Here is a 22,076-nt window from a genome sequence, read left to right as displayed (position 1 = left end):
GCCATTGCGCTTTCCTTCCGTTTCCATCCAAGCGCCGGCCTGCTACCGCTGCCCATTCAATCGAGCGAAGCCGGGAAGAAAGGATGCTCGCCAGGGTCGCCGTTGCTCCTGGGAATGTATCCGGGTTCTGGAGGAGACTCTCGATCGCCACGGCAACCGGCTGGCCGCCCTCTTGATCGAGCCGAAGGTGCAGGCGGCCGCCGGAATGTGGATGCACCCGGAGGGCTACCTGCGCGAGCTCGACCGGCTCTGCCGGGAGCGAGGTATCTTCTGGATCGCCGACGAGGTCTTCACGGGATTCGGTCGGCTGGGGAGCTGGTTCGCCTGCGAACGGGAAGGGGTCTTTCCCGACCTCCTCTGCCTGGCCAAGGGGCTGACGGGAGGAATGACGCCGCTGGCCGCGACCCTCGCGCGGGAAGAGATCTATGCGGGGTTTACCGGGGAGAAAAGCCGGGCTTTTCTGCACGGGCATAGCTACACGGCGAACCCGATCGGGTGCGCGGCGGCGCTGGCCTCGCTCGCCGTCTTCGAGGAGGAAGAGGTCTTCCCGCGCATCGCCCGGCATGCGGAGGGCCTGAGTGCTCTCTCCCAGCGGTTCTGGCGGCATCCCCATGTGGGGGATGTCCGGCAGGAGGGGCTCGTGCTGGCGGTTGAGCTTGTCGAGAGACAAGCCGACCGGGCATCCTTTCCGAAAGAGCGGGAAGTGGGCTTTCGCGTCTGCGAACGGGCCCGGGCCCACGGGCTGCTGACTCGGCCCGTTGGCGATGTCCTGGTGCTGGTGCCTCCCCTCTGCGTCTCTGCCGACGATTTGGCCGGGATGGTCGGCGCTCTCGATCGGGCTCTCTGGGAGGAGCTGCCGTGACCGCCGAGCGGAACAGGGTAGGGAACGAAAAGCGATGTTTTGGTCCTCGGTCATTTCGGATGGGGCAAGCTCTTTGCCCCTCCCGCAACTCTTGTGGAAGGCCGCCGGGGAAGAGCCTGTCCGGCTTCTCGGGGCGGGAATCTTCTTCCTGGCGATCGTGCACACCTTCCTCGCCCCCTCCCTCCATCGCCTGGGATGCCTCCGGTTAGAGCAGGCGCGCCGACTCGAATCCGGGCAACAGACGAGTGCCGCGAAGGAGCGAGTGGTTGCGGAGCTGCTTCTCTTTCTAGGCCAGGTCGAAGTGGTCTTCGGCCTCTGGGTCATTCCGCTTTTTTGGATTCTGGTCGGCGTGAAGGGGTGGGCCGGGGCGATCCAGCAGTTGGGGCTGAGCCGGGATTTCGCGGAAGCAATCTTCGTGGTCGCGATCATGACGGTCGCTTCCAGCCAGCCGATCCTTCTCTGCCTGGACCGATGGCTGCAACAGGTGGCTGCCTTGGGTCGCGGGTCAGTCGCAATCTGGTGGTTTTCCCTGTTGACGCTGGGTACCTTGACCGGCTCCCTCGTCACGGAGGCCGGAGCAATGACCGTGACCGCTCTTTTGCTTGGCAAGCGCTTTTTTGCTCTTGGCCCCCGCCCGGCCCTCTCCTACGCAACGGTCGGACTTCTCTTCGCCAACGTATCGATCGGTGGCTGCCTCACTCATTTCGCGGCCGCGCCGGTGTTCATGGCCGCGCGGCCTTGGGGCTGGGGAAGCGGATATATGTTTGTCCACTTCGGGGCGAAGGCGATCATAGCAACGTTCTTGAGTAGCCTCCTCTACCTGGCGTTCTTCTGGAAAGAGTTCGCCCGTCTGGAAGCGCTCCGCTGCCGAGGCTCGACGGAAGAAGTCGCCCCGGAACGGATTCCCGGATGGATTACCGGGATACATCTCCTCTTCGTTGTTTGGATCGTGGCTGCCGCCGATACGCCGGTCCTCTGCATCGGTGGACTCCTCTTCTTCCTGGCCTTCCTTCGCGTGACGAGCCCCTTCCAAGACGAGGTCTCCCTCCGACAAGCGGTACTGGTCGGCTGCTTTCTGGCCGGGCTGGAGATCCTAGGAAGCCAGCAGAGTTGGTGGATCAGCCCGCTCTTCGAGCGGCTCAGCGAAACAAGCCTCCTCTTCAGCATCTCGGCGATCACTGCCTTCAACGACAATACGCTCGTGACCTATCTAGCGAGCCTCGTTCCCGGCTTGCCGGAATCGTCGAAGCAGGCGGTGATGGCAGGGGCAATGGCCTCCGGGGGACTCACGGTGATCGCCAACGCTCCCAACCCGGCGGGTCAGGCTCTTTTGAGCCGCTTCTTCCCCAATGGACTCTCTCCGCTAGGGTTGGCCGCCGGAGCGCTTGCACCTACCGCCATCGCCCTGGTGCTACTCCGACCTTAACAGCCTGCTCAGTGTCCGCAGCCGCATCCCATCCCGCCGCCCATGCCGTGATGGTGGCCGTGTCTCATCCTGCCTCCTCCCATGCAGCCCGAAGCAGCTCCCGTGGTGGGCTCCCCCTCGGTTTTCCGGCGGACGGAGGCAACCTGGTCGGCGGAGATTTCCTCTCCCCCCCAGTTCGAGCGGAGATAGGTGAGCACGGAAGCAACCTGATCGTCGCTCAGCATCGTTCTCCAGGCGGGCATCCGGCCTCGGTACTCTTCCTCTCCGACGCGAATCACCCCGGCATAGCCGTTCAAAACGATGCGAATCAGCCTCTCCGGATCGCCGGTTACCCACGACGAGTGTTTCAAAGGAGGATTGGGATCGAGCCCTTCTCCGCCGGTGCCATGGCAGCGCGCGCAGTTCTCTAGGAAAAGTCGGTGGCCGTTCCTTGCATGGAGGGAGGGAATCAGCAGGAAAAACGCAAAAAACAGTGCGATAGGGAAGCGGGGGCGGATCCAGATCATACAAAGGAATTTCGCTCTCCCTCGACCGGAAGAAAGTGGAAAGAGTAACGGGATTGTCCCTCCCGTAGCTACCGGGTTTTTCCTATTATCATGACAGGAGGAATGGGCGCGACGGGGGTCACACATCGGAAGTCAGCCTCTCCAGCACGGTGTCGAAGCTCTCTTCTTCGGGCAGCGAGAGCCGGAACAGGCTTTCGAGCCGCTGACGGATCTCCACGCCGCTCCGCAGGCGGAGGCGCTCGGTCTTCCCACGGAGCCGGTGGATCGTCAGCTCGCTATTCCGGAGCGAATACCGGCAGCCGATGTCCGCCCGCGCCGCGATCAACTCCTTCCGGAACCGAGAGGCCGGGTGAGAAGAGACGTACCAGTTGGCCATCTCATAATCGACGGGGAGTTGGGGCTGAAGATCAAATCGATAGAGCGATTGCCACTGCTCGGCAAGAAGAACTTGCACGAGAAAGCCGTCTCCGGAGCGGAGGATCCGCATCGGTTCGTGGCGGGTCTCCTGAATGATGCCGGCTTCCAATCGGAGAGGAGCGGTAAAGGTGAGCCCGCCGAATCCGACGTCGGCGATGTAAGGTGGGTCGAGGTTCACGAGAAGAACCATATGCGTTCGAGGGGGCGGGGCATTCTCGGGAAGGTTCCAGCAGACGCGCCCGGCGAGCCCGGTGACCGAGAAGCCGAGCGCCCGCAAGACCTCGCCCAAAAGATGGTTGTGCTCGAAGCAGTACCCTCCTCGGCCTCCCAGAACCAGCTTCCGGTGGAGCGAGGCGAAGTCGAGCGCAACCGATCGGCCGAGCAGCGAATCGAGGTTTTCGAACGGGATGGCTTGGGGGTGGAGTGCGTGAAGGGAATAAAGGGTGTCCAGGTCCGCTGCTCTCGGGCCGTCGTAGCCGATTCGGGCAAAATAGGCGTCGAGGTGGATCAGTTCGTGCATCCGGGAGAGCATAGCAGATTGTTTTGCCGAGTGCCCCCTCTCGGCTCGACTCGGACCGGAGAAGTCTGCTACAAAAAGCCAGGGCGGCTTGGTTGTCCAAGACGCGGATCTCTCCTCGGAGCGCGGCATGGTTCGGTTCCGAGGCATCCAGCCATAGAACTGTTGGAGGTGCCAATGTCTTCTCTCACTTATCTTTTTTTACCGTTGACCGTGGGAGCGGTCACGACGCCTAACCGGATCTGGATGGCACCGCTGACGCGGTCTCGGGCGGGTCAGCCGGGGGATGTTCCGACGGAACTCAATGCCCGCTATTACGCCCAGCGGGCTTCCGCCGGCTTCATTGTGAGCGAGGCGACCCAGATCAGCCGGGAAGGCCAAGGTTATGCCTGGACACCGGGAATCTACACCGATGCCCAGGAAGCGGGCTGGCGCCGGGTCGTGGAAGCGGTCCACTCCGCCGGAGGGAGGATGGGACTTCAGCTCTGGCACGTAGGTCGAGTCTCCCATCACCTTTTGCAGGAAGGAGGGCAGCAGCCGGTGGCTCCCTCGGCGGTCCGGGCCGAGAAGACCGAGTGTTTCGTCGTTCTGCCCGATGGTACCCCCGCCCAGGTTCCCGTGGATCTGCCGCGGGAGCTTTCGCAGCGGGAGATCCGACGAATCATCGGAGAATATGCCGACTCGGCGGTCCGTGCACGCCGGGCGGGATTCGACCTAGTCGAAATCCATAGCGCCAACGGTTATCTTCTCAACCAGTTTCTCGACCTGCAGGCCAACCAGCGTCGCGACGAATATGGGGGCTCTCTCCCGAACCGGGCGCGATTCTTGCTCGAAGTCGTCGATGCCGTCACCCAAGCGATCGGCCGGGAAAGGGTGGGAGTCCGGCTCTCTCCTAAGGGTGTATTTTCCGACATGACGGTCGAAGGGAGTTGGGAGACCGCCTTGTACGTGGCGGCCGAGCTCGACAAGCGGAAGATCGCCTATCTGCACATCGCGGAGCCCGATTGGGCGGGAGGGCCGCCGCTGACCGAGGAGGAGAGGCGCTCCTTGCGCCACGCCTTCGCTCCCGTTCTCGTCTTCTGCGGAGGTTACGACGCCACCCGCGCCGAAGCGGCGATCGCCGCCGGGGTTGCCGACGCGATCGCCTTCGGCAAGCTCTTTCTCGCCAACCCGGATCTTCCGGAGCGCTTCCGCCGCCAGGCACCGCTCAACGCACCCGATCCGTCCACGTTTTATGGAGGCGGGGAGAAGGGGTATACCGACTACCCGAGCCTCCAAACGACAGGCGCATAGGAGTTAAGGAGCCCGAGGTGAAGGAATCCGCTGACTGAGGTAGGACGATGAGCGCGGTGTTGGTCGTGGTAACAACGGGGAAGGAGGCCTTCCCGCGGGCGAATTCGCTCCTTCATATGACGGGAGTTTTGGCGAATCAGCCGGAAACCAAGATCGAATTCCTCTTATTGGGTCCGGGAGTCGAACTGCTGCGTGCCAATCAGAAATCGACCCCGATCATTGCGGAGGCGCTCGATCATCTGCGCCAACTGGGGGTGGACGTTGCTGCCTGTCAGGTTTCCCTGGAAGCCTACGGTGTCGAAGCGGATCGGATGCTTCCGGCAAGGCTGGTGAAAGGAGCCGTGGAAATTCGACGGTGTATCGGCGAAGGCATGACGGTCCTCACGTTTTAGCGCCTCGGTGTTTCAGTTGGATTGCGTCCTTCGGACGTCGCTTCCCAAGCGCGAACGGTCTTCCCGAGTTTCCCTGGCGTCCGAATGGCGGAGGTCTCTTGTTCCGAGACGGGCTTTATTCCAGCCGCGGAAGACGATTTTTCCGGGAGGAAGGACGGGCTAGGCGAGACAGGCAGGATAAGACTTTTGCCTTTGCAAGGCTGTCAGGCGAGAGCTAGGCTGGTTCTGCTTTCCGTCGTAGCGGAAGGGACGTGGCGATTCGTTCACACGGAGCGGGAAGGGCGGAAGGAGTCCTTTTCCCCCGCTTGCTATGGGACTCTTCGCATCCGCCGGCGCGGAAATGGCAACAACGGAATCCCGAAAAAAACAAAAGGTCAGCGGTCCTTCAGAGAAAAACGCAAGGAGGAAACCATCATGGAAATCGGAGTCATCGGATTGGGGAGAATGGGGGCGAACATGGTGCGTCGTTGGCAGCGGAAGGGGCACCGATGCGTGGTCTATGACCTGAACCAAAAGTTCGTGGAAACCTTGAGCCGGGAGGGCGCGGTCGGAGCTTCCTCCCTTAACGATCTCGCGGCAAAGCTGCAAAAGCCGCGAGCAATCTGGCTGATGGTTCCTGCCGGAGCGGTCGACGCCATGCTTGGAGAGATGACCGCCCATTTGGAACCCGGGGACATTCTCATCGACGGGGGAAATTCCTACTACCACGATGACATTCGTCGGGCCGAGGAATTGAAGACCCGAGCGATCCACTATGTGGATGTCGGCACGAGCGGAGGAGTCTGGGGCTTGGAATGCGGTTACTGTCTGATGATCGGAGGGGAGAAGGAGGTCGTCGAACGACTCGATCCTCTTTTCGAGGCGTTGGCTCCGGGGATGGAGGTTGCCGAACGGATTGCCGGAAGGGAGAAGAAGCCGGGGACGGCGGAAAAGGGATATCTGCACTGCGGAGCTCACGGGGCGGGACATCTGGTGAAGATGGTCCATAACGGGATCGAATACGGCATGATGGCCGCCTACGTCGAAGGCTTGAATATTCTCCATCACGCGAATGCCGGAAAGCTGGGGCAAGAGGTCGATTCGGAAACGACTCCGCTTCGCAAACCGGCCAATTACCAATATGAACTCGATCTGGCTGATGTCGCTGAGGTCTGGCGCCGGGGAAGTGTAGTCCGCTCCTGGCTTCTCGATTTGATCGCGCAAGCGATGCTGGAAGATCCGAAGCTGGAGAAGTTCGCCGGTCGGGTTTCCGATTCCGGAGAAGGGCGCTGGACGGTGCAAGCGGCCGTCGATCTAGGGGTGCCGGCTCCGGTCATCAGCTCCGCCCTCTACGCCCGCTTCAGTTCACGTCGAAAGGACGAGTTCGCCGACAAGCTCCTTTCGGCGATGCGCTACGAGTTTGGCGGCCACTTAGAAAAAAAGACGGACGGAGACTAGCCTTTCTCACAAGCGGTCCGCGGCAGCTTGTGAGAAAGGAAGGCTGGCAAGCAGCCTTCAGAGAAGGTCCGGGAAGCGACCCCAACGGGATTCGAACCCGTGCTACCACCGTGAAAGGGTGGGGTGCTAACCGCTACACAATGGGGTCAGGTCGACGATGCTTGCGCGAACGCCTACGGGAAGAGCAAAGCAGATCCCGGCGGACGCGGCAAGCAGGAAAGGCATTGGGCGCGCTCTTGCGGTTTCAATGAAGATGGGTCGTCACAAGGAGGATGGCCATGGCACCCAGAGAAAAGACTCCCCCGGCCCAGAGCCATTGGCGTAGCCCGAGCTGTACTAGGACCGGAGGAACCCGGTCGGAGTCTTCCGCCCGAGGCAGATCGATGCACGCTTGAACGAGTTGCCGGCTGAAATGAAAGAGCCGATGGCCTCCGGCGGCCACGACTGCGAGCAGAGGCAACAGGAGAAGGTCGCTCCACCGGAATTCCACTGCCGAAGGAGCAGTGGAGAGCGGTCGGGCAGCCAGGAAGTTTCCCGCAACGAGGGTCCCGGCGACCGCGAACATCTCGAGGGCATGCGTGGTCAGCGGGAGGCGACAGGCGGCCGGGGCTTCGGGTTGGGCAGAGGGCGACGAACGGCGAGCTCGGGGACGCATGAGAACGGCGGTGGCCGCCGGCTCGGCCAAGATCTGATGAAAGGATCGGAGGAGAAGGGCGAAGAGAGAGGAGAGCCCGATCAGGTCGAGCAGCGAGCCGGAAGCGACGGGGGCGAAAGGCAGGGGGTGGAAGAGCAGCAACCAGGTCAAAATGAGTCCGCTTAGTCCAAAGAGAGTGACGGCGATGCTGTTGAGCAGAGAGCCTGTTCCTAGCAGAAGAATCAAAGGATCGCGTCGGCCCGCTTGCGCCAGGATCGGTGTCAGGATCAGCAGCTCGGCGAGCAGGGTGGCTAGCCATAGGGAGAGGGAAAGGAGAAAGAGCCGCATGAGCGCCGTCCAGAGCAGGGGAGCTTCGGGTCCGAGGGGGATGGCCGGCTTTCCGGCAGGATCGAGAAGGAACACAAATACCAGCAGGGCCCAGAGGAACCAGGGAACCACCGGCCAGGAAATGGTCGGTTTCCGAAGGGGCAAGGAGCAAAGAAAACCTAGTCCGAAGAGGCCGCCCAGGAACGCGCCGAAGGTCGCCGGGGCGACGCTTCTTTGCCAGGCGGGGAAAAGGGAGCCCAAGACGGGGATGGCCCCCACGGCCAGGAAGAAGAGAATGGCCCTCTGCGCCGAGAGGGCGGCATTCGGAGGCAACCGATCGCCGAAGATCCGGTAGATCGGAATCCAGAACGAGAAACGCCCGAGGAGTACCGCGATCCAGCAGGCCTCCGCAAGGGAACGGGCGGCCTCTCGCACGCTTTCGACCACCCAGTTAGCCTGGTCCATTGCGCGATGGAGCGAACCGACTTCGGAAGATGGCTTGGGGACGGATCAAGCGCTGGCGACCGCCTGGGACTGTTGCCACGAAATCGCGTAATGAACGAGTTCCGGTCCGGAGGCGAGCTTCAGCTTTTCCTTGAGGCTTCCCCGGTAGGCTTCCACCGTCTTGATGCTCAAATGGAGCTGATCGGCGATGTGCCGGGTCCCTAGGCCGCGACCGATCAGCTGGAAGACTTCGAATTCCCGGTCGCTGAGCGATTCCACCGGATTCAAGGTCGGCTTGGCCCGGCGTCCGGAAAATCTCTCGAGGACGCGCGTTGCGACCGCCTCGCTCACGAACATGCCTCCATCCAACACCCGCTGAATTCCTTCCAGGAGCCTCTGGCCTCCTTCGCTCTTCATGAGATAACCGCGCGCTCCCGCTCGGAGAGCCCGTTCCGCGTACATCGACTCCTCATGCATGGATAGAGTCAGGATGGCTATCTCGGGATAAGAGGCATGGATGTCCTTGATGAGCTCAAGACCGCTTTTCCCGGGAAGGGAGAGGTCGACGATGACCAGATCGGGTCGTGTCTTCGCCACGAGGTCGAATCCTTCGTGAGCGTTCGCAGCCGTTCCGCAGACCGTGAGTCCACTCCTCGCCTCGATCAGCTGTGCGATCCCTTCGCTGACCAGCGCATGGTCGTCCACGATCAGCACCTTCTTCGGCTGAGGCGTCTTGCCTCTCGTTTCCTTCATTTCCTTCTATCCCTCTTTTTTTTCTCTTTCGCCCTTGCGCCGGAAGGGACCGTACAGAGGACGATCATTCCTTCCTTAGGTTTGGATTCGAAGCCAATCACCCCTCCGATCATCCTCGCCCGGTATCGCATGGATCGTAGCCCAAGGCCGGATCCCGATGCGGCTTTCGCATCCATCCCGCCTCCGTCATCCGCTATGCGAAGATAAAGGGAACCGGCTCCTTCACCCAAAAGAATTTCGATCTGGTCCGGTTTCCCGTGACGAATGGCATTGTGGATCGATTCTTGAGCGATCAGATAGAGCTGCAGGGCAGTTGCCGAATCGGGAATGCTTGGCTGGCCGACCAGTGCAAAGCGGCAGGCGGTCTGCGAATGTTCCCGCGTTTTGCGCGCCAGTTCTCCCAATGCCTGCGGGAGTTGGGCGGGAGAGATCGCCAGCGGCATCAGTCCCTGCGCCAGGGCGCGCGCGCAGTCACTGGCTTCCCGGACGAGTTCTCCGATCCGGGAGGCAAGAGCGGATTCCGGGAGGGAACGCGCGGAAAGCTTCGTCTGGAGAAGCTCCGCCTGGTAGTGGATTCCGATCAGCATCTGGCAAAGGCTATCGTGGATGTCTTGCCCGATCCGCAGCCGCTCTCGCGTTTCCGCATCGAAGAGAGACTGTTCTAAGACTCGTTTTTCCGTCAGATCCCGTATCAGGATGGTCAGGGTGGACTGCTTTTCGACGATCGACTGGCTCACGGAAAGCTCGATGGGGAAGACCTCCCCGTTCTTTCTACGTCCAAGCGACTCGTGGCGGCCGGTGCCAAAGATGAGGCTTTTCGCCGGGCGAGGGGGAAAATGGAGAGAGGGAATGGCAAATTGCTCGGGCGTCTGCAAGAGGGAGGTCAGAGACTGGCCGACGAGTTCATCCGGACGATATCCAAAAATCTGCGCCGCCGCACGGTTGGCGATTTCGATCGATAGGTCGAGGTTGAGAACGAGCATCCCCTCGAGCATCCGGTCGAGCATCTCGTGCATCCAACCCGCGATGCTGCAAAAGCTTTGGATCCGCTCGGAGCCGAGGCAGTTGGCGACCGAGAGGCCGCACGGCACGCGAGAGAAACCATTTTCCTCTTGCTTGGCGGCTTGTCGTTTCATGCCCGGAAGAAAGAATGACGTTACTCCAGGGGCTCGGCAATGGTTTTCCTTGGGGGCAACTCTGCTACATCTCTTCCAGCCGCTCGATGCCGAGGAGGTCGAGACCGGTTCCCAAGGTGGCGGCGGTCCCCTGGCAGAGCAGAATCCGGGCGGCTTGCATGGGCGGAGGTGCGGTCAGGACGGGGCAGGATTCGTAGAAGCGATGGAAGGAGCGGGCTACCTCGTAGAGATAGGTGCAGAGAAAGTGGGGGCGGTTTTCGCTCTGGACCCGCGCAAGGATGGAGGAGAAATCGAGGAGGAGCTTGGTCAGCTGCACCTCGGCAGGAGCGGCGAGAGGGCCGGCGGCTGGGGAGACGCCGGAAGCCTCGGCTTTGCGCAGGATCGCCCGGATGCGGACGTAGGCATTGAGTAAATAGGGGGCGGTATTGCCTTCGAAGGAGAGAAGTTTTTCCCATCGAAAGACGTAGTCGAGATTGCGGTTCTGGGAGAGGTCGGCGTACTTGAGCGCTCCGATGCCGATCGCTCTCGCAATCCGAATCTTGCGCTCCTCGGGCAGATCCGGCCTCTTTGCTGCGATAATGGCATAGGCTCGCCGCTCTGCCTCGGAGAGGAGCTCTCGCAGCTTGATCGGCCTTCCCTCCCGGGTCTTGAGGGGTTTTTTATCCTCTCCCAGGATCGAGCCGAACCAGACGTGCTCGATCCGAACGGAGAGTCCCCAGCGCTTCGCAGTGGCGGCGAGCTGGTGGAAATGGAGCTGCTGCCGGCCGTCGGTGACGTAGAGGATCCGATCGGCCTTCCACTTTGCGACTCGGAAGCGCAGGGCGGCCAGGTCTGTCGTCGCATAGAGATAAGCGCCATCGCTTTTCTGGATTAGGAAGGGCTTGTCCTTGAGCTCCGGGTCCTCTGGAAAAAAGACGCAGACGGCCCCCTGGCTCGACTGGGCGATGCCGGCGGCACGGAGATCGCGCACGACCGAGGGAAGCTCCTCGCGATAGGCGCTTTCCCCTAGCGTAAACTCGAAATGGACCCCGAGTTCCTCATAGATTCGAGTGAGCTCCACTTTCGACGCTTCGACGAAGCGATGCCAAAGGGCGAGGTTTTCCGCGTCGCCGTTCTGGAGCTTCCAGAGCTCGGCCTTCGCTTCTTGGCGAATTCCCGGATCTTCCTTCGCTGCGGTTTGAATCCGCTGATAGAGCTCTTCGAGATATTCGAGGGGGCGGTCTTCCAGGCGGGTTTCCTCTCTCCTTCGCTTGAAGCCGAGGAGCACCATGCCGAACTGGGTGCCCCAGTCGCCCAAGTGATTGACGGTGACCACCCGGTGGCCGAAAAAGCGGTAGACTCGTGCGAGAGACTCCCCCAGGATCGTGCTCCGCAGATGGCCGACGTGCATCTCCTTGGCGATGTTGGGACTGGAGTAGTCCACCACGACCGTCTGCGGCTCCTTCGTCCTCTCGATTCCGAGCCGAGGATCCCCGGCGAGGGAGAGGAAGGCACCCACGCACCGCTCGGACTTCAGACGAAAATTCAGGAACCCGGGGCCGGCGACCTCCGGTGGCAGCGACCAGTCGGTCTCTCCCACCGAGGCAGCCATTTCGCCGGCGAGTGCGCGCGGATCCAGAGAATAGCGCCTGCCCAGCACCAGGGCGGCGCTGCTTTGGAGATCGCCGAAGCGGGGATCGGCACAAGGCTCCAGGAGCGGCTCGGGTAGCGGCGGCTCAAAGCGGCCTGCGAGGGCGCAAATCAGCTTCTCTCGTAAAAACTCTGCGGGGAATTGCATGGGAAAGGGCTCGGGCGGACTCCTGACCTTAACATTTTACATGAATAGAGAATCATGGGCGATCGGCTCGCAAACGGTCCAACTCAGGACGAGCAGAGCCGATCCAGGAGGCAAGAGCCGCGAAACCATCTCCAGAAAGCCGGTAGCAAAAAAAGAGATCGTCCCCAAAGCGGGAAAGGAAGCGGGAAACGGGCCAAAAGGGCGAGAGAAAACCGAGCAACGACGCCAGGATGAGTAGATTGAGCCCTGCGATCACGACGAGGGAAAAGAACCAACCTCCCACGTGGAGATCGGGCTGTTCGCGATGAACGGCTTCCACGGTAAAGAAGAGATGAAATCCCCATGTAAATCCTGTTCCTGCGTAGAGGAGCCATTGATAGGAACGAATCGGCCAGTAAAAGTCAACGATGGTCCACAGACCAAGCCAGAGCAGCATATAGAACGGGATGAAATAGGGGGAGAGGACGATCCAGAGGTTGGACCGGTCGCAGCGGACACTGCCGCTGCGGCTGCCGACCCGGAAACGGGAGACCTTCCCTCCATGGAGATAAACCGCCAGGGCATGGGTCAATTCATGGGCGAAGATGTACGGGCGTTGCGGGACCTTCCAGGCAAAACAGACCAGGGACCAGAGCAGCAGGCCTCCGCCGAAGCTCGCTGCCGGCATCGTGAGCCAGGTGCGCTCGTGCAGATAGCTTTCAACCAGTTCCTTGAGGAGAAGAAGCTCCGCCGCGATCAGTGGCAAGGCGGATAGCGCAAAAAGGAACTTAAAGATCTTCGCTAGGCTTGACACCGCCGGCAGAACGTTCTTATTAGAAAACCCCCATGCCTAACACTCGTTCAGCTGCAAAGCAAGCGCGGAAGAGTCTCCGCAAAAGAGGATACAACCTAAAAGCCAAGAAGGAATTGCAGCAGGTATCGCGCCAGATGCGTGAGAAGGTCGCTTCCGGGATCAAGGAAGAAGCCGTCGGGTTTTTCTCCCAGTACCAGTCCGTCCTGGACCGGCTCGTCAAGCGTGGCCGTCTTACCCGGAATGCCGCTGCCCGGCGCAAACAGCGAGTCGCCAAGATTGTTTTCGCCTCGCCGTCTTCCGGAGAGGAAGCAGCAAAACAAGGATAGGAAAACAAGGCTAGGTTTTTGGGCCGCGGCGAGCGTGGCGGCTGGACGCGATCGACCCAAAGACCGGGCTCGGATCGCCTTTTATCTTTTCCTGCAGCACCATGATCCCGATCAAGCGAGGGAAGGAGATCGACGGAATGCGCCTCAGCGGCCGCCTCGTGGCGGAAGTCGTGGAAGCGTTGCGGTCGATTATGGCTCCGGGGATGAGCACGGCCGAGGTCGACCGCTATGCGGCCGAGTTGATTGCCGCCCGGGGAGCGAAAAGCCCTTTTCTCGGGTATCGAGGGTTTCCGGGAAACATCTGCATTTCGGTGAACGAGGAAGTAGTTCATGGGATCGGCAGGGACCGGATGCTTCAATATGGAGACTTGGTTAAGCTCGACGTGGGCCTGGTGAAGAACGGATGGGTGGGCGACACGGCGGCAACCGTTGTCATCGGGATGGGGGAGGCTGGCGATCTGAAGTTGATTGCAGTCACACGGCAGGCTCTGTGGGAAGGAATCGCCCAAGCCAGAGAGGGCAATCGGATCGGCGACATTGCCGCCGCGATCGAAAGATATGTCCGGGCGCAAGGCCTTGAGGTCGTGCGGGAGTTTGTCGGTCATGGGGTGGGTCGCAAGCTCCATGAAGAACCCCAGGTCCCGAACTATGGACGCGCAGGAACCGGGCCGAGACTCAAGGCGGGCATGACTCTTGCCATCGAGCCCATGGTCAATGCCGGCGCGGCTGGGGTGCGGCTTCTCTCGGATGGTTGGACGGTCGTGACGGAGGACGGACAACGCTCTGCTCACTTCGAGCACACCGTCCTCATCACGAAGGGCGAGCCTGAAGTCCTCACCGATCCGGTGACGGTCGGCCGCTCGGCGGAAAAAGATGGGGCAACGGCAGGTCCGGAAGAGGGCCCGGGCGAATGAAGGGGAAGGCAAACGACAAAATACTTGTCAAAGAAACGCCGTTCCGCTAATAATTAACGCTTCCTCGCTTGAAGGCTGGGAAGCGAGTAAGTCCTAACAAGAGGAGTTTCATGAGGGTTCGCGCTTCCGTTCGCCGGCGTACCGCCAACTGTCAGGTCGTGCGTCGCAAAGGACGAATATACATCATCAACAAGAAAAATCCTCGGCTCAAGCAGCGGCAGGGATAATTTAGAACAGGATAAGACCATGCCTCGTATCCTTGGAGTAGAAATCCCTGGGGGGAAGCGGACCGTCGCGGCACTTCCTTACCTCTATGGCATCGGCCCCTCCCGGGCGAAGTTGATCTGCGAGCTTGCCGAGGTCGATTTCAACCTGCGGGCGAAAGATCTGACCGACCAGCAGATCAATCGAATGATCCAGGTGATTCAGGAAAACAATTTTCTGATCGAAGGCGATCTGCGGCGGGAGATTCAGCAAAACCTCAAGCGCTTGCAGGCGATCAAGTGTCATCGAGGGATTCGTCACCTCCGCGGCTTGCCGGTCCGCGGGCAGCGGACGTCGACGAACGCGCGGACACGCAAAGGACCGCGGCGGACCGTCGGGGTTGTTCGAAGGAAGGAAGCCAAGAAGGGCAAGGTATAGCTCGCAGCTTTTGCGTAAGCAGACCGTTAATGGGACATTTTATGGCGGAAGAAGCGCAGACGAAGCCTGAAGCGGAAGAAGCTCGTCCAACGGAGGGGCGGGAAGGCGAGGCATTGCCGAAAGGGACCGAAGTCAAGGCCGCTCCGGCGGAGCCCGTGGAGAAGGAGAAGAAGCACAAGGTCAAGGGCGGGAAGGGCGTTCATAGCGGCATCGCGCACATTTTGGCTACCTTCAATAATACCGTGGTCACGATAACGGATCTCAATGGGAAGACGATTTCCTGGTCGAGTGCCGGCCGATGCGGATTTCGAGGCTCGAGGAAGTCGACGGCCTATGTCGCCCAGTTGGCTGCGCAGGATGCCGCACGGCAAGCAGTAGGACAGGGCTTGCGGGAGGTGCTCGTCAAGGTCAAGGGGCCGGGGACGGGCAGGGAATCGGCGATCCGCGCCTTGCAGGTGGTCGGGCTGGAGGTGAGCTTGATCCTGGATGTCACGCCGGTCCCTCACAACGGGTGTCGGCCGAGAAAGTCGAGGCGGGTCTAGTCCGAGGAGCGATCGTCACTTTACACAAAAGGTCTTATGGCACGATATCTTGGTCCGCGAGCAAAGAAAGCTCGCCGCTACAACGTCGCCCTGTTCGGGCCTTGCAAGGCTCTGGAAAAGCGGCCGTATCCTCCGGGGGTTCATGGAGAAAAAAGCCGGCGCAAGCAGTCTGATTACGCGATTGCGCTCGGCGAAAAGCAGAAGCTTCGCCTCATGTATGGTCTGAGGGAACGTCAATTTCGGCGCTATTTTGCCTCCTCCGTTCGGAAGCGGGGGGTCACCGGGGAAGTGCTCCTTCAACTCCTCGAGGCTCGGCTCGATAATATCGTCCACCGCCTGGGCTTCGCTACGACGCGCTTCGGCGCCCGGCAGATGATCACACACGGCCACGTGCAGGTCAATGGGCGCCGGACAATGTCACCGAGCTTCGGGACGCGTCCCGGGGACCTGGTCGAGGTGCGGGATCAGCCGCAATCCCGCAAATTGGCGTTGCGGAACCTCGAGGCGATGCAGGCGGCGCGCATCCCCGATTGGCTTATTTTGGAAAAAGAGAAGCTTCGCGGCGAAGTGAAACGGCTCCCGAGCAAAGAGGAGATGCGACCGATCGCGAACGAGCAGTTGGTGGTCGAATTCTATTCGTAGGAATTGCGAAGCTCGAAGCCCCTCCGCGGCGAACGCGGAAATTCGGCGACCTTGCGGAAGGGCAAGGTCATTGGGTGGATTCTAGGAGGTAATCGTTACTATGGCAGTGCGCTTAGGTCGTTTTGAAATGCCCCATTCCTTAGCAAGGGATGAAGCGGTTTCCACGGAGACGTATGGTCGCTACGTCGTGGAGCCTCTCGAGGCTGGATATGGGCAGACGATCGGAACCTGTCTGAGGCGGACGCTCCTTTCTTCTCTCGAAGGTGCTGCCATTTCGGCTGTCAAGATCAATGGGGCGCTTCATGAGTTTTCCAGCTTACCTGGTGTTGTGGAGGACGTTCCGGAAATCGTGTTGAATCTAAAGAAGATTCGTTTCCGCGTCCCTTCTCGGGAGCCGCATACTCTTTTTCTGGAGGTGGAGAAAGAGGGCGCCGTAACCGCCGGCGACATCCAGTTGGAGACCGGAGTGGATCTGATGAATCCCGACCAGCTTATTTGCACCTTGGACAAGAAGCAGGAGCTGGCGATGGAGCTGGAGATCAAGGTCGGCCGGGGCTTCCTGATCGCGGAGGAGAATAAGAAAGAGGAACAGGCTATCGGCCTCATTCCCATCGATTGCCTCTTTTCGCCGGTGCGCCGCGTCAAATACGAGGTAGAAAACACGCGTCTCGGACAGCGGACGGATTATGACCGGCTGATCATGGAGGTCTGGACCGACGGTCGGGTCAGCGCTGACGATGCGCTCGTGCAGGCTGCGGCGATCCTTCGTCACCACCTGGACCTTTTCGTCAGTCACGGAAAAGAGATCGTGGAGTTCGAAAAGCCGAAGCCTCCCGTACAGGAGGCAGAGAACCGGCTCCGGAAGACCCTCCATATGAGCGTGAACGAAATCGAGCTGTCGGTTCGAGCCGCCAACTGTCTCAACAACGCCAACATTGCCACGGTTGGTCAACTGGCGCAGAAGACCGAAGCGGAAATGCTCAAGTATCGGAATTTCGGGAAAAAGTCTCTGAACGAAATCAAGTCGAAGCTCGCCCAATTGGGCCTTTCTCTCGGGATGAAGTTTGGCGCGGAACTACTGGAAGCTCCTGTGGTTTCGGAAGCCTTGCCCGAGGATTAATCTGGGAGACGTGTTCCATGCGCCATTTGAAACGACGTGGGAAGCTGGGAAGGCTTTCGAAGCACCGGGAGTCGCTTCTCGCCAACCTGGCAACCGCGCTGATCCAACACAACCGAACAACCACCACGCTCAGCAAGGCAAAGGCGTTGCAGCCGTATGCAGAAAAGTTAGTCACCTTGGCCAAGAAGGGTGCCTTGCATCACCGGCGCCTTGCGGCTTCCCGCCTCCACGGGAAAGAAGCGGTTCAAAAGCTTTTTGGAGAACTCGGCCCGAGATTTGCTCAACGGGCCGGAGGCTATACCCGAGTGACCAAGATCGGCTATCGTCTGTCCGACGCTGCACGGATGGCCGTGATCGAGTGGACCGAGCCGGGGACGCCGGGCGAGGGCGGCGAGCATCCTGCCAAGGAGTCTAAGGCGGCCAAGGCGGGCACGCCGAGCGAGGCGGCTACTACGGCCTCCGCTTCCGCCTAAGCCGCTCCTGAACCGCGCCTATAAGCCGGCTGTCCTACGGGGAATCGAGTTAGGATTACCCTTCGATTGTGCTGAGCTCGACGGGCTCCACGGTGACGCCCTCTTTCTCAAGCCATAGGATGGCCTGCTTGAGGACTTCCCGTTCCCCTTCGAGTTCGATGGCGACGATCCCGGTACTCTGCGTTACCTGGGCGTTTCGGATGTTGAAGGCCAGATCGAAGGACCGGGCGAGTTGGCAGATGATCGGTCGTTGGCAGAGATCCTCGCCGAATGTGAGCCAAAACCGCTGTTTTGCAAAGGCCACGGACTTCAGCCTCCCGCCACAGCCGGCACGATGCTGACTTCATCTTCCGAGCAGACCGGCGTTTTCTGATCCTGCAGGAAGCGGATGTCTTCTCCGTTGACATAGATCGCAACGAAGCGCCGAAGGGCGCCCGTCTGATCGAAGAGCCGTTCTCCGATGCCCGGAAACTGGGTCTGAAGATCCTCGAGGAGTTCTCCAATCGTGCTTCCCCGGACGGAGACCAGGTCCTTGTTGCCGGTCAAGCCGCGAAGAGGAGTCGGAATCCTTACGGGGATCGCTTGTTCTGTTGTCAGGTCGCTCATCGTTTCTTTCCTTTCTCTCGTTCTGAGGTGCTCTACCCTCTTCTTAAGTCTCCATCTTCGCCGGAATGGACGCGTGGGCCAAGTCCGACGAGACCAGTCGATCGAATTCTCGCAAGCTGGGCTCGATGACCCGAGGGGGAGCCAAAACTCCGGTCAGAACTTCGGCGGTCTTCAAGCCATGGCCGGTGATACAAAGCACCACCGTTCCGTCTTTGGGAATCTTCCCGGAGGCGATGAGCTTGCGCGCGCAGGCAACAGTCACGCCACCGGCTGTTTCCGCAAAGATCCCCGTGGTCTCCGCCAGAAGACGAATTCCCTCGAGAAGCTCCTCATCGGAAGCATCTTCGGCCGCTCCTCCGCTCTTGCGCATCGTCTGGATCGCATAGTAGCCGTCCGCCGGAGTGCCGATCGCGAGCGACTTGGCGATGGTTTGCGGCTTGGGTACCGGCTGTACGAGCTCGGTGCCCTTCCGGAAGGCATCGCTGATCGGATTGCAGCCGGTGGCTTGGGCCCCGTAAATGGCAAAGGGTGCTTTTTCGACCAGCTCCGTGTCGATCATCTCCTGGTAGGACTTCGCAATCTTGGTCAAGAGGGAACCACTGGCCATGGGAATCACCGTGTGGGCGGGCAGGCGCCAGCCGAGCTGCTCGGCGATTTCGAAACCCATGGTCTTCGATCCCTCGGCGTAGTAGGGTCGAAGGTTGACGTTGACGAATGCCCACTGGTATTTCCCGGCGATTTCCGAGCAGAGCCGATTCACCTTGTCGTAAGGGCCTCGAATTCCCACCACCCGGGTTCCGTAAACCAGGCTCCCCAAAACCTTGGACGCTTCCAGGTCGGACGGGATGAGAACATAGCTTTCCAGGCCCGCGCTCGCCGCATTAGCCGCAACGCTGTTGGCCAGATTGCCTGTGGAGGCGCAGGCGACGGTGGTAAATCCCATCTCCTTCGCACGAGAGAGGGAGATGGCAACAACCCGATCCTTGAAAGAAAGGGTAGGGTAGTTGACGGTGTCGTTCTTGACGTAGGCCTCCCGCACACCGAGGGCCTTCGCCAAGCGTTCGGACCGGACCAGCGGTGTAAATCCGACCTGAGTGCCGACGCTCGGCTCCCCCTCCAGCGGAAGGAACTCCCGGTAGCGCCACATCGTGGGAGCACGGGATTCGATCCGTTTGCGCGAAACGTGTCGGCGGATGGCTTCGTAGTCGTAGATCGCCTCCAGCGGGCCAAAGTCCCACTCACAGACATGGATCGCTTCCTTGGGATACAGCCGGCCGCATTCGCGACACCGGAGGTGAGCAAAAAATTGGGTCTGCATCGGCTCCCTTTCTCACTCTTACCGATGCGACAGACTAGAGTAGGGATTTTCATCCCTCTCATCCTTCCCCGGTTTTCACCGGAGCTGGGGTTGGCACCTGACGGGTTCGGCTGTAGCCTCTCCCCGGTTGCCGCGACTTCGCAGGGCCAGTTACCCTCCGCCGCTCTTGATAAGAGTTAGGGTGAAGTATGCGTGGGCACCCCATGGAGTCAATCCCAAAAGAGCAGTCTTTTGCGGAAAAACCGGGCCGCACGTGTACCGCATTGCCCGATCGGCTTGCTCATCCGGTTGGATCGGCGATCGCTGGCTTGCCCGGCCTGGGAAGAACCGTGGGAGCGGGATTATGCGAGAAAAAGCGAAAATCCCGGTTGACTGGATGAGAACCTGGATTAAGATAACATTAAGATCGCGCCTTCCCATTTGGGGAGTCGCATTTGCAATGTAGTGGTTGCCCTCCCCGTCCGGGGAAGAAGGTTTTGCTTCTGATCGATTTATCTCATGGGAGTTCTGTTGGTTTGCCATGGAGCGCATGGTGGTTCCCAAAAGAACCGGAACGGAGGGTGGCAGGCGTGGAAACGGCAAAACGGAGAAAACAGCAATTTGGAGAATCCGTTCTCGTGACCGGCGCCAGCGGTTTTTTAGGAACAAAGCTCGTGGAGCGACTGGCAGTCCGGGAGCAAGTCTATTCTCTCGCACGCCGTCCTGGTCCTCTCGATTCGGAATCTGTGATGGTCGATCTCACGAACGGAGAGGAGGTCGTTCGGGCACTGGAAAAGGTCCCCTTTGCCTACTGTATTCACGCGGCGGCGCTGGCCGATCCGGATCTCTGTGAGAAGAGTCCCGAATCGGCTTGGAGGATCAACGTAGAAGGAACACGGAACCTGGTCGAAATCTGCAGGGCGCACCGGAGGAAGCTCGTCCTTCTTTCGACGGACTACGTTTTCGACGGCCGAAAAAACGGCCTCTATACGGAAGAAGATCCCGTCTGCCCGGTGCAAGTGTATGGCCAGACCAAGGCGGTGGCCGAACGGCTCGTTCTGGAGCTTCCGGAGAACCTGGTGATTCGACTCCCCTTTCTCTTTGGCTATACGTCTGCCCCGGAAAGGCGCGATTTCGCCACGGATACTGCGTACCGGCTCTGGACGGAGCAGCGCTATCCCTATGACCACCGCCAGCTCCGGACCCCTCTGCTGCGGGAAGAGGCGGCGGAGGCCATTGCGCTTCTTGCCGGTTCCCCGTCCTCGGGAATCTATCATCTGGCGCCTTCCGAATCGGCAACCAAGTATGAATTCGCTCGGGTGCTGGCTCAGTGCTTGGGAAAGCCCTTGGACCTTATTTTGGAGAAGACGGCGGAAGTGCCGGCCGGTTGCGCTCGGCGGCCGATGTCGATGCGGCTTTCGAATGCCAAGTTTTTACAAGCGGCTTCCGGCCGCTTTCATTTCCGTCCGCTGCGCGACGCGATCGCTCGGGTAGCGGAAGAATTCCGGAACGCTCAGGAGCCGTCTGGGTGCCGGGGACACTCTGGACAAACGCAACCCAAAACCTACGGAGGATCCTATGATCAAGATGCAGGTCGGTGAAGGTGTATTCGAAGAAAGGCAATTAGTTCCGAATCGGATCGATGGCGGCATCGGGAGGATCGGCGGATCGCATGCCGGGACTAAGGTGATTCCGTACCTGAGGAAGGAGGCGAAAGGAGACGGCGCCCGGAAGCTCAACGATGAGGTTCAGTTCCTGCTTCGGCTCCCGCAGGATCTTGCCGAGAAATATCCGAGAATCATCCGATACTATGCTTCGCCCTCGGCGGTGGCGATGGAGCAGGAATTCGTTCAACTGCCGACGCTCAGGAAGATTCTCTGCGAGGGGGATGCCACTGCCAGCGAAGGAATCGACTGGGTGAAGCGAATCCTCGACTTCCTCTTTTCCCAGGTCTACAGCCGTGAAGAGAGACTGCCTCCGGATGACTACTTGGAGGAGCTCCACTTTCTGAGAGCTTGGGCGCGATTTTCCGAAACGATGAGGAAAGCTCCCTTGTTCGAAGAGATCATTCTAGCGGATCGGATCTACGTCCAAGGAGAAGAGTGCTATAATGCGCCGCAGATCCTTCGGGTCATAGAAGAAGACGCGGAACTCTGCCGGAGTCTGCGGCCGAGCAGGGTCTCGCCCTTCGTCCATGGCGACCTCCATTTCGACAATATCCTGGTCGATCGCGATACGGGGTCGTTCAAACTCGTCGATCCTCGAGGCTATGAATATTGCGATCCTTGGTATGATGCCGGGAAGCTCTATCATTCGGCCCGCGGCAAGTATGATTTGATCCATCGGCAGGAGTTTGACATCGACTGGACCGCGGGGAAGCGGGGCGGCGTTGAAATCGACTTCCGGTTTTACCCGACGCCGGCCTACCACAAGTACAATAAGATTTCGGAGAAACTGGAGGAACTGCTTACCCAGTATGCGTCGGAAGAACAGGTGACAATGCTTTCCTTGTTCAACGAAGCCATTCACTTCATCTCCGATATGCCCTTCCATCTCAGCAGAGATGAAAAGGAGGCGAAGGCGGTTGCGATCTATGCCACTGGTGTCTATCTCCTGAACCGGCTGCTCAAAGACCATTGCCCGCATCTCATCGACGCGGTGGCCGAGCAAAGCGGTAGAATCCCGGCAGAGAGGATGGAACGGGCGAGCCAATGGAAATTTCAGGGAAACGCGGCCGCCTGACGTCAGGTGACCGCGCGGCAGGAAGCCCGGTGGATCGTTTGTCCCCATGGGGTGCGTC

General features: G+C 60.1%; 25 protein-coding genes, 1 tRNA gene and 1 riboswitch. Of the genes, 15 read left to right on the top strand and 11 right to left on the bottom strand.

What is annotated here, in order from left to right; genetic code table 11:
• Both MAMT_RS06625 and MAMT_RS06620 read left to right on the top strand, forming a co-directional pair.
• The coding region (locus MAMT_RS06625; protein ID WP_142660202.1) for an aminotransferase family protein at nt 1-862 on the top strand (862 nt) is incomplete at its 5' end.
• Nucleotides 863-896: 34 nt separating this feature from the next.
• On the top strand, nt 897-2,288 hold the full coding sequence (locus MAMT_RS06620) for a putative Na+/H+ antiporter (protein WP_178086976.1): 1,392 nt from the start codon (nt 897-899) through the stop codon (nt 2,286-2,288).
• Nucleotides 2,289-2,296: 8 nt separating this feature from the next.
• Here the strand turns inward: MAMT_RS06620 and MAMT_RS06615 are convergent, their stop codons facing one another.
• Both MAMT_RS06615 and MAMT_RS06610 read right to left on the bottom strand, forming a co-directional pair.
• Nucleotides 2,297-2,794, bottom strand: a complete 498-nt coding sequence (locus MAMT_RS06615) for a c-type cytochrome (RefSeq protein ID WP_142660200.1) — start codon at nt 2,792-2,794, stop codon at nt 2,297-2,299.
• A 118-nt stretch (nt 2,795-2,912) separates the two neighbouring features.
• A complete protein-coding gene (locus tag MAMT_RS06610) occupies nt 2,913-3,743 on the bottom strand; it encodes an arylamine N-acetyltransferase family protein (protein ID WP_142660199.1) in 831 nt (276 codons plus the stop codon).
• A 162-nt stretch (nt 3,744-3,905) separates the two neighbouring features.
• On the opposite strand from MAMT_RS06610, the gene MAMT_RS06605 reads away from it, so the two are divergent.
• The 3 genes from MAMT_RS06605 to gnd all read left to right on the top strand — a co-directional run bounded on the left by MAMT_RS06605 (nt 3,906) and on the right by gnd (nt 6,850).
• Nucleotides 3,906-5,021, top strand: coding sequence for an alkene reductase (locus MAMT_RS06605; protein ID WP_142660198.1), 1,116 nt, complete (start codon nt 3,906-3,908; stop codon nt 5,019-5,021).
• A 47-nt stretch (nt 5,022-5,068) separates the two neighbouring features.
• Nucleotides 5,069-5,413, top strand: coding sequence for a DsrE family protein (locus tag MAMT_RS06600; RefSeq protein ID WP_142660197.1), 345 nt, complete (start codon nt 5,069-5,071; stop codon nt 5,411-5,413).
• A gap of 414 nt (nt 5,414-5,827) precedes the next feature.
• Nucleotides 5,828-6,850 (top strand): phosphogluconate dehydrogenase (NAD(+)-dependent, decarboxylating), encoded by a 1,023-nt coding sequence (gene gnd, locus MAMT_RS06595; RefSeq protein WP_142660196.1) that lies wholly within the window; start codon nt 5,828-5,830, stop codon nt 6,848-6,850.
• Nucleotides 6,851-6,926: 76 nt separating this feature from the next.
• Here the strand turns inward: gnd and MAMT_RS06590 are convergent.
• The 6 genes from MAMT_RS06590 to MAMT_RS06565 all read right to left on the bottom strand — a co-directional run bounded on the left by MAMT_RS06590 (nt 6,927) and on the right by MAMT_RS06565 (nt 12,714).
• Nucleotides 6,927-6,998 (bottom strand) — tRNA-Glu (locus MAMT_RS06590).
• A 96-nt stretch (nt 6,999-7,094) separates the two neighbouring features.
• Nucleotides 7,095-8,276: a phosphatidylglycerol lysyltransferase domain-containing protein gene (locus tag MAMT_RS06585; protein ID WP_142660195.1), complete on the bottom strand. Its 1,182-nt coding sequence runs from the start codon at nt 8,274-8,276 to the stop codon at nt 7,095-7,097.
• 45 nt (nt 8,277-8,321) lie between these two features.
• On the bottom strand, nt 8,322-9,008 hold the full coding sequence (locus MAMT_RS06580) for a response regulator (RefSeq protein ID WP_142660194.1): 687 nt from the start codon (nt 9,006-9,008) through the stop codon (nt 8,322-8,324).
• On the bottom strand, nt 9,005-10,144 hold the full coding sequence (locus MAMT_RS06575) for a sensor histidine kinase (protein WP_142660193.1): 1,140 nt from the start codon (nt 10,142-10,144) through the stop codon (nt 9,005-9,007). Before MAMT_RS06575 ends, MAMT_RS06580 begins: the two co-directional genes overlap by 4 nt.
• Before the next feature lie 64 nt (nt 10,145-10,208).
• On the bottom strand, nt 10,209-11,921 hold the full coding sequence (gene argS, locus MAMT_RS06570) for an arginine--tRNA ligase (RefSeq protein ID WP_142660192.1): 1,713 nt from the start codon (nt 11,919-11,921) through the stop codon (nt 10,209-10,211).
• Between the two features lie 52 nt (nt 11,922-11,973).
• Nucleotides 11,974-12,714 (bottom strand): hypothetical protein, encoded by a 741-nt coding sequence (locus tag MAMT_RS06565; RefSeq protein ID WP_142660191.1) that lies wholly within the window; start codon nt 12,712-12,714, stop codon nt 11,974-11,976.
• Nucleotides 12,715-12,746: 32 nt separating this feature from the next.
• Here MAMT_RS06565 and rpsT point away from each other — a divergent pair, with 32 nt between their 5' ends.
• From rpsT to rplQ, 8 genes are all read left to right on the top strand, one after another.
• The gene (gene rpsT / locus MAMT_RS06560) at nt 12,747-13,040 is read left to right on the top strand and encodes a 30S ribosomal protein S20 (protein WP_142660190.1); all 294 of its coding nucleotides are present in this window, start codon (nt 12,747-12,749) and stop codon (nt 13,038-13,040) included.
• 101 nt (nt 13,041-13,141) lie between these two features.
• Complete coding sequence (gene map / locus MAMT_RS06555; RefSeq protein ID WP_142660189.1) at nt 13,142-13,954, top strand: type I methionyl aminopeptidase; 813 nt, start codon at nt 13,142-13,144, stop codon at nt 13,952-13,954.
• Between the two features lie 110 nt (nt 13,955-14,064).
• Nucleotides 14,065-14,181, top strand: a complete 117-nt coding sequence (gene rpmJ / locus MAMT_RS06550) for a 50S ribosomal protein L36 (RefSeq protein ID WP_142660188.1) — start codon at nt 14,065-14,067, stop codon at nt 14,179-14,181.
• Nucleotides 14,182-14,200: 19 nt separating this feature from the next.
• Nucleotides 14,201-14,596 (top strand): 30S ribosomal protein S13, encoded by a 396-nt coding sequence (gene rpsM / locus MAMT_RS06545; RefSeq protein ID WP_142660187.1) that lies wholly within the window; start codon nt 14,201-14,203, stop codon nt 14,594-14,596.
• 41 nt (nt 14,597-14,637) lie between these two features.
• Nucleotides 14,638-15,138 carry a 30S ribosomal protein S11 gene (gene rpsK, locus MAMT_RS06540; RefSeq protein ID WP_142660186.1) on the top strand — a complete coding sequence of 167 codons (501 nt, stop codon included), beginning with the start codon at nt 14,638-14,640 and terminating at the stop codon, nt 15,136-15,138.
• A gap of 36 nt (nt 15,139-15,174) precedes the next feature.
• Nucleotides 15,175-15,780, top strand: a complete 606-nt coding sequence (gene rpsD, locus MAMT_RS06535; protein ID WP_142660185.1) for a 30S ribosomal protein S4 — start codon at nt 15,175-15,177, stop codon at nt 15,778-15,780.
• Nucleotides 15,781-15,880: 100 nt separating this feature from the next.
• Nucleotides 15,881-16,900, top strand: coding sequence for a DNA-directed RNA polymerase subunit alpha (locus MAMT_RS06530; RefSeq protein WP_142660184.1), 1,020 nt, complete (start codon nt 15,881-15,883; stop codon nt 16,898-16,900).
• A gap of 17 nt (nt 16,901-16,917) precedes the next feature.
• On the top strand, nt 16,918-17,373 hold the full coding sequence (gene rplQ, locus MAMT_RS06525) for a 50S ribosomal protein L17 (protein WP_142660183.1): 456 nt from the start codon (nt 16,918-16,920) through the stop codon (nt 17,371-17,373).
• A gap of 55 nt (nt 17,374-17,428) precedes the next feature.
• Here rplQ and MAMT_RS06520 read toward each other — a convergent pair whose 3' ends face one another.
• From MAMT_RS06520 to thrC, 3 genes are read right to left on the bottom strand one after another with little or no spacing between them, the layout of a single operon-like run.
• Nucleotides 17,429-17,677, bottom strand: a complete 249-nt coding sequence (locus MAMT_RS06520; RefSeq protein WP_142660182.1) for an NIL domain-containing protein — start codon at nt 17,675-17,677, stop codon at nt 17,429-17,431.
• Between the two features lie 5 nt (nt 17,678-17,682).
• Nucleotides 17,683-17,979, bottom strand: a complete 297-nt coding sequence (locus MAMT_RS06515) for a MoaD/ThiS family protein (RefSeq protein WP_142660181.1) — start codon at nt 17,977-17,979, stop codon at nt 17,683-17,685.
• 43 nt (nt 17,980-18,022) lie between these two features.
• On the bottom strand, nt 18,023-19,297 hold the full coding sequence (gene thrC, locus MAMT_RS06510; protein ID WP_142660180.1) for a threonine synthase: 1,275 nt from the start codon (nt 19,295-19,297) through the stop codon (nt 18,023-18,025).
• Nucleotides 19,298-19,352: 55 nt separating this feature from the next.
• Nucleotides 19,353-19,473, bottom strand: a riboswitch (SAM riboswitch).
• 384 nt (nt 19,474-19,857) lie between these two features.
• Here thrC and MAMT_RS06505 point away from each other — a divergent pair.
• Nucleotides 19,858-20,877, top strand: a complete 1,020-nt coding sequence (locus tag MAMT_RS06505; RefSeq protein WP_178086975.1) for an SDR family oxidoreductase — start codon at nt 19,858-19,860, stop codon at nt 20,875-20,877.
• The gene (locus tag MAMT_RS06500; RefSeq protein WP_178086974.1) at nt 20,864-22,018 is read left to right on the top strand and encodes a phosphotransferase; all 1,155 of its coding nucleotides are present in this window, start codon (nt 20,864-20,866) and stop codon (nt 22,016-22,018) included. Before MAMT_RS06505 ends, MAMT_RS06500 begins: the two co-directional genes overlap by 14 nt.
• Nucleotides 22,019-22,076 lie beyond the last annotated feature (58 nt).

Origin of the sequence: Methylacidimicrobium tartarophylax (assembly GCF_902143375.2) — a bacterium.
Taxonomy (GTDB): Bacteria; Verrucomicrobiota; Verrucomicrobiia; order Methylacidiphilales; family Methylacidiphilaceae; genus Methylacidimicrobium; species Methylacidimicrobium tartarophylax.
This window is presented reverse-complemented; position numbering and strand designations above follow the sequence as displayed.

Excerpts from the sequence above, each read along its gene's own strand:
- rplQ (WP_142660183.1), top strand. The coding sequence starts at position 16,918 with ATGCGCCATTTGAAACGACGTGGGAAGCTGGGAAGGCTTTCGAAGCAC.
- rpsK (WP_142660186.1), top strand. The coding sequence starts at position 14,638 with ATGGCGGAAGAAGCGCAGACGAAGCCTGAAGCGGAAGAAGCTCGTCCA.
- rpsM (WP_142660187.1), top strand. The coding sequence starts at position 14,201 with ATGCCTCGTATCCTTGGAGTAGAAATCCCTGGGGGGAAGCGGACCGTC.
- MAMT_RS06610 (WP_142660199.1), bottom strand. The coding sequence starts at position 3,743 with ATGCTCTCCCGGATGCACGAACTGATCCACCTCGACGCCTATTTTGCC.
- MAMT_RS06615 (WP_142660200.1), bottom strand. The coding sequence starts at position 2,794 with ATGATCTGGATCCGCCCCCGCTTCCCTATCGCACTGTTTTTTGCGTTT.
- rpmJ (WP_142660188.1), top strand. The coding sequence starts at position 14,065 with ATGAGGGTTCGCGCTTCCGTTCGCCGGCGTACCGCCAACTGTCAGGTC.
- rpsD (WP_142660185.1), top strand. The coding sequence starts at position 15,175 with ATGGCACGATATCTTGGTCCGCGAGCAAAGAAAGCTCGCCGCTACAAC.
- map (WP_142660189.1), top strand. The coding sequence starts at position 13,142 with ATGATCCCGATCAAGCGAGGGAAGGAGATCGACGGAATGCGCCTCAGC.
- MAMT_RS06605 (WP_142660198.1), top strand. The coding sequence starts at position 3,906 with ATGTCTTCTCTCACTTATCTTTTTTTACCGTTGACCGTGGGAGCGGTC.
- MAMT_RS06515 (WP_142660181.1), bottom strand. The coding sequence starts at position 17,979 with ATGAGCGACCTGACAACAGAACAAGCGATCCCCGTAAGGATTCCGACT.
- MAMT_RS06585 (WP_142660195.1), bottom strand. The coding sequence starts at position 8,276 with ATGGACCAGGCTAACTGGGTGGTCGAAAGCGTGCGAGAGGCCGCCCGT.
- rpsT (WP_142660190.1), top strand. The coding sequence starts at position 12,747 with ATGCCTAACACTCGTTCAGCTGCAAAGCAAGCGCGGAAGAGTCTCCGC.
- MAMT_RS06530 (WP_142660184.1), top strand. The coding sequence starts at position 15,881 with ATGGCAGTGCGCTTAGGTCGTTTTGAAATGCCCCATTCCTTAGCAAGG.
- argS (WP_142660192.1), bottom strand. The coding sequence starts at position 11,921 with ATGCAATTCCCCGCAGAGTTTTTACGAGAGAAGCTGATTTGCGCCCTC.
- gnd (WP_142660196.1), top strand. The coding sequence starts at position 5,828 with ATGGAAATCGGAGTCATCGGATTGGGGAGAATGGGGGCGAACATGGTG.
- MAMT_RS06600 (WP_142660197.1), top strand. The coding sequence starts at position 5,069 with ATGAGCGCGGTGTTGGTCGTGGTAACAACGGGGAAGGAGGCCTTCCCG.
- MAMT_RS06500 (WP_178086974.1), top strand. The coding sequence starts at position 20,864 with ATGCAGGTCGGTGAAGGTGTATTCGAAGAAAGGCAATTAGTTCCGAAT.
- MAMT_RS06575 (WP_142660193.1), bottom strand. The coding sequence starts at position 10,144 with ATGAAACGACAAGCCGCCAAGCAAGAGGAAAATGGTTTCTCTCGCGTG.
- MAMT_RS06620 (WP_178086976.1), top strand. The coding sequence starts at position 897 with ATGTTTTGGTCCTCGGTCATTTCGGATGGGGCAAGCTCTTTGCCCCTC.
- MAMT_RS06580 (WP_142660194.1), bottom strand. The coding sequence starts at position 9,008 with ATGAAGGAAACGAGAGGCAAGACGCCTCAGCCGAAGAAGGTGCTGATC.
- thrC (WP_142660180.1), bottom strand. The coding sequence starts at position 19,297 with ATGCAGACCCAATTTTTTGCTCACCTCCGGTGTCGCGAATGCGGCCGG.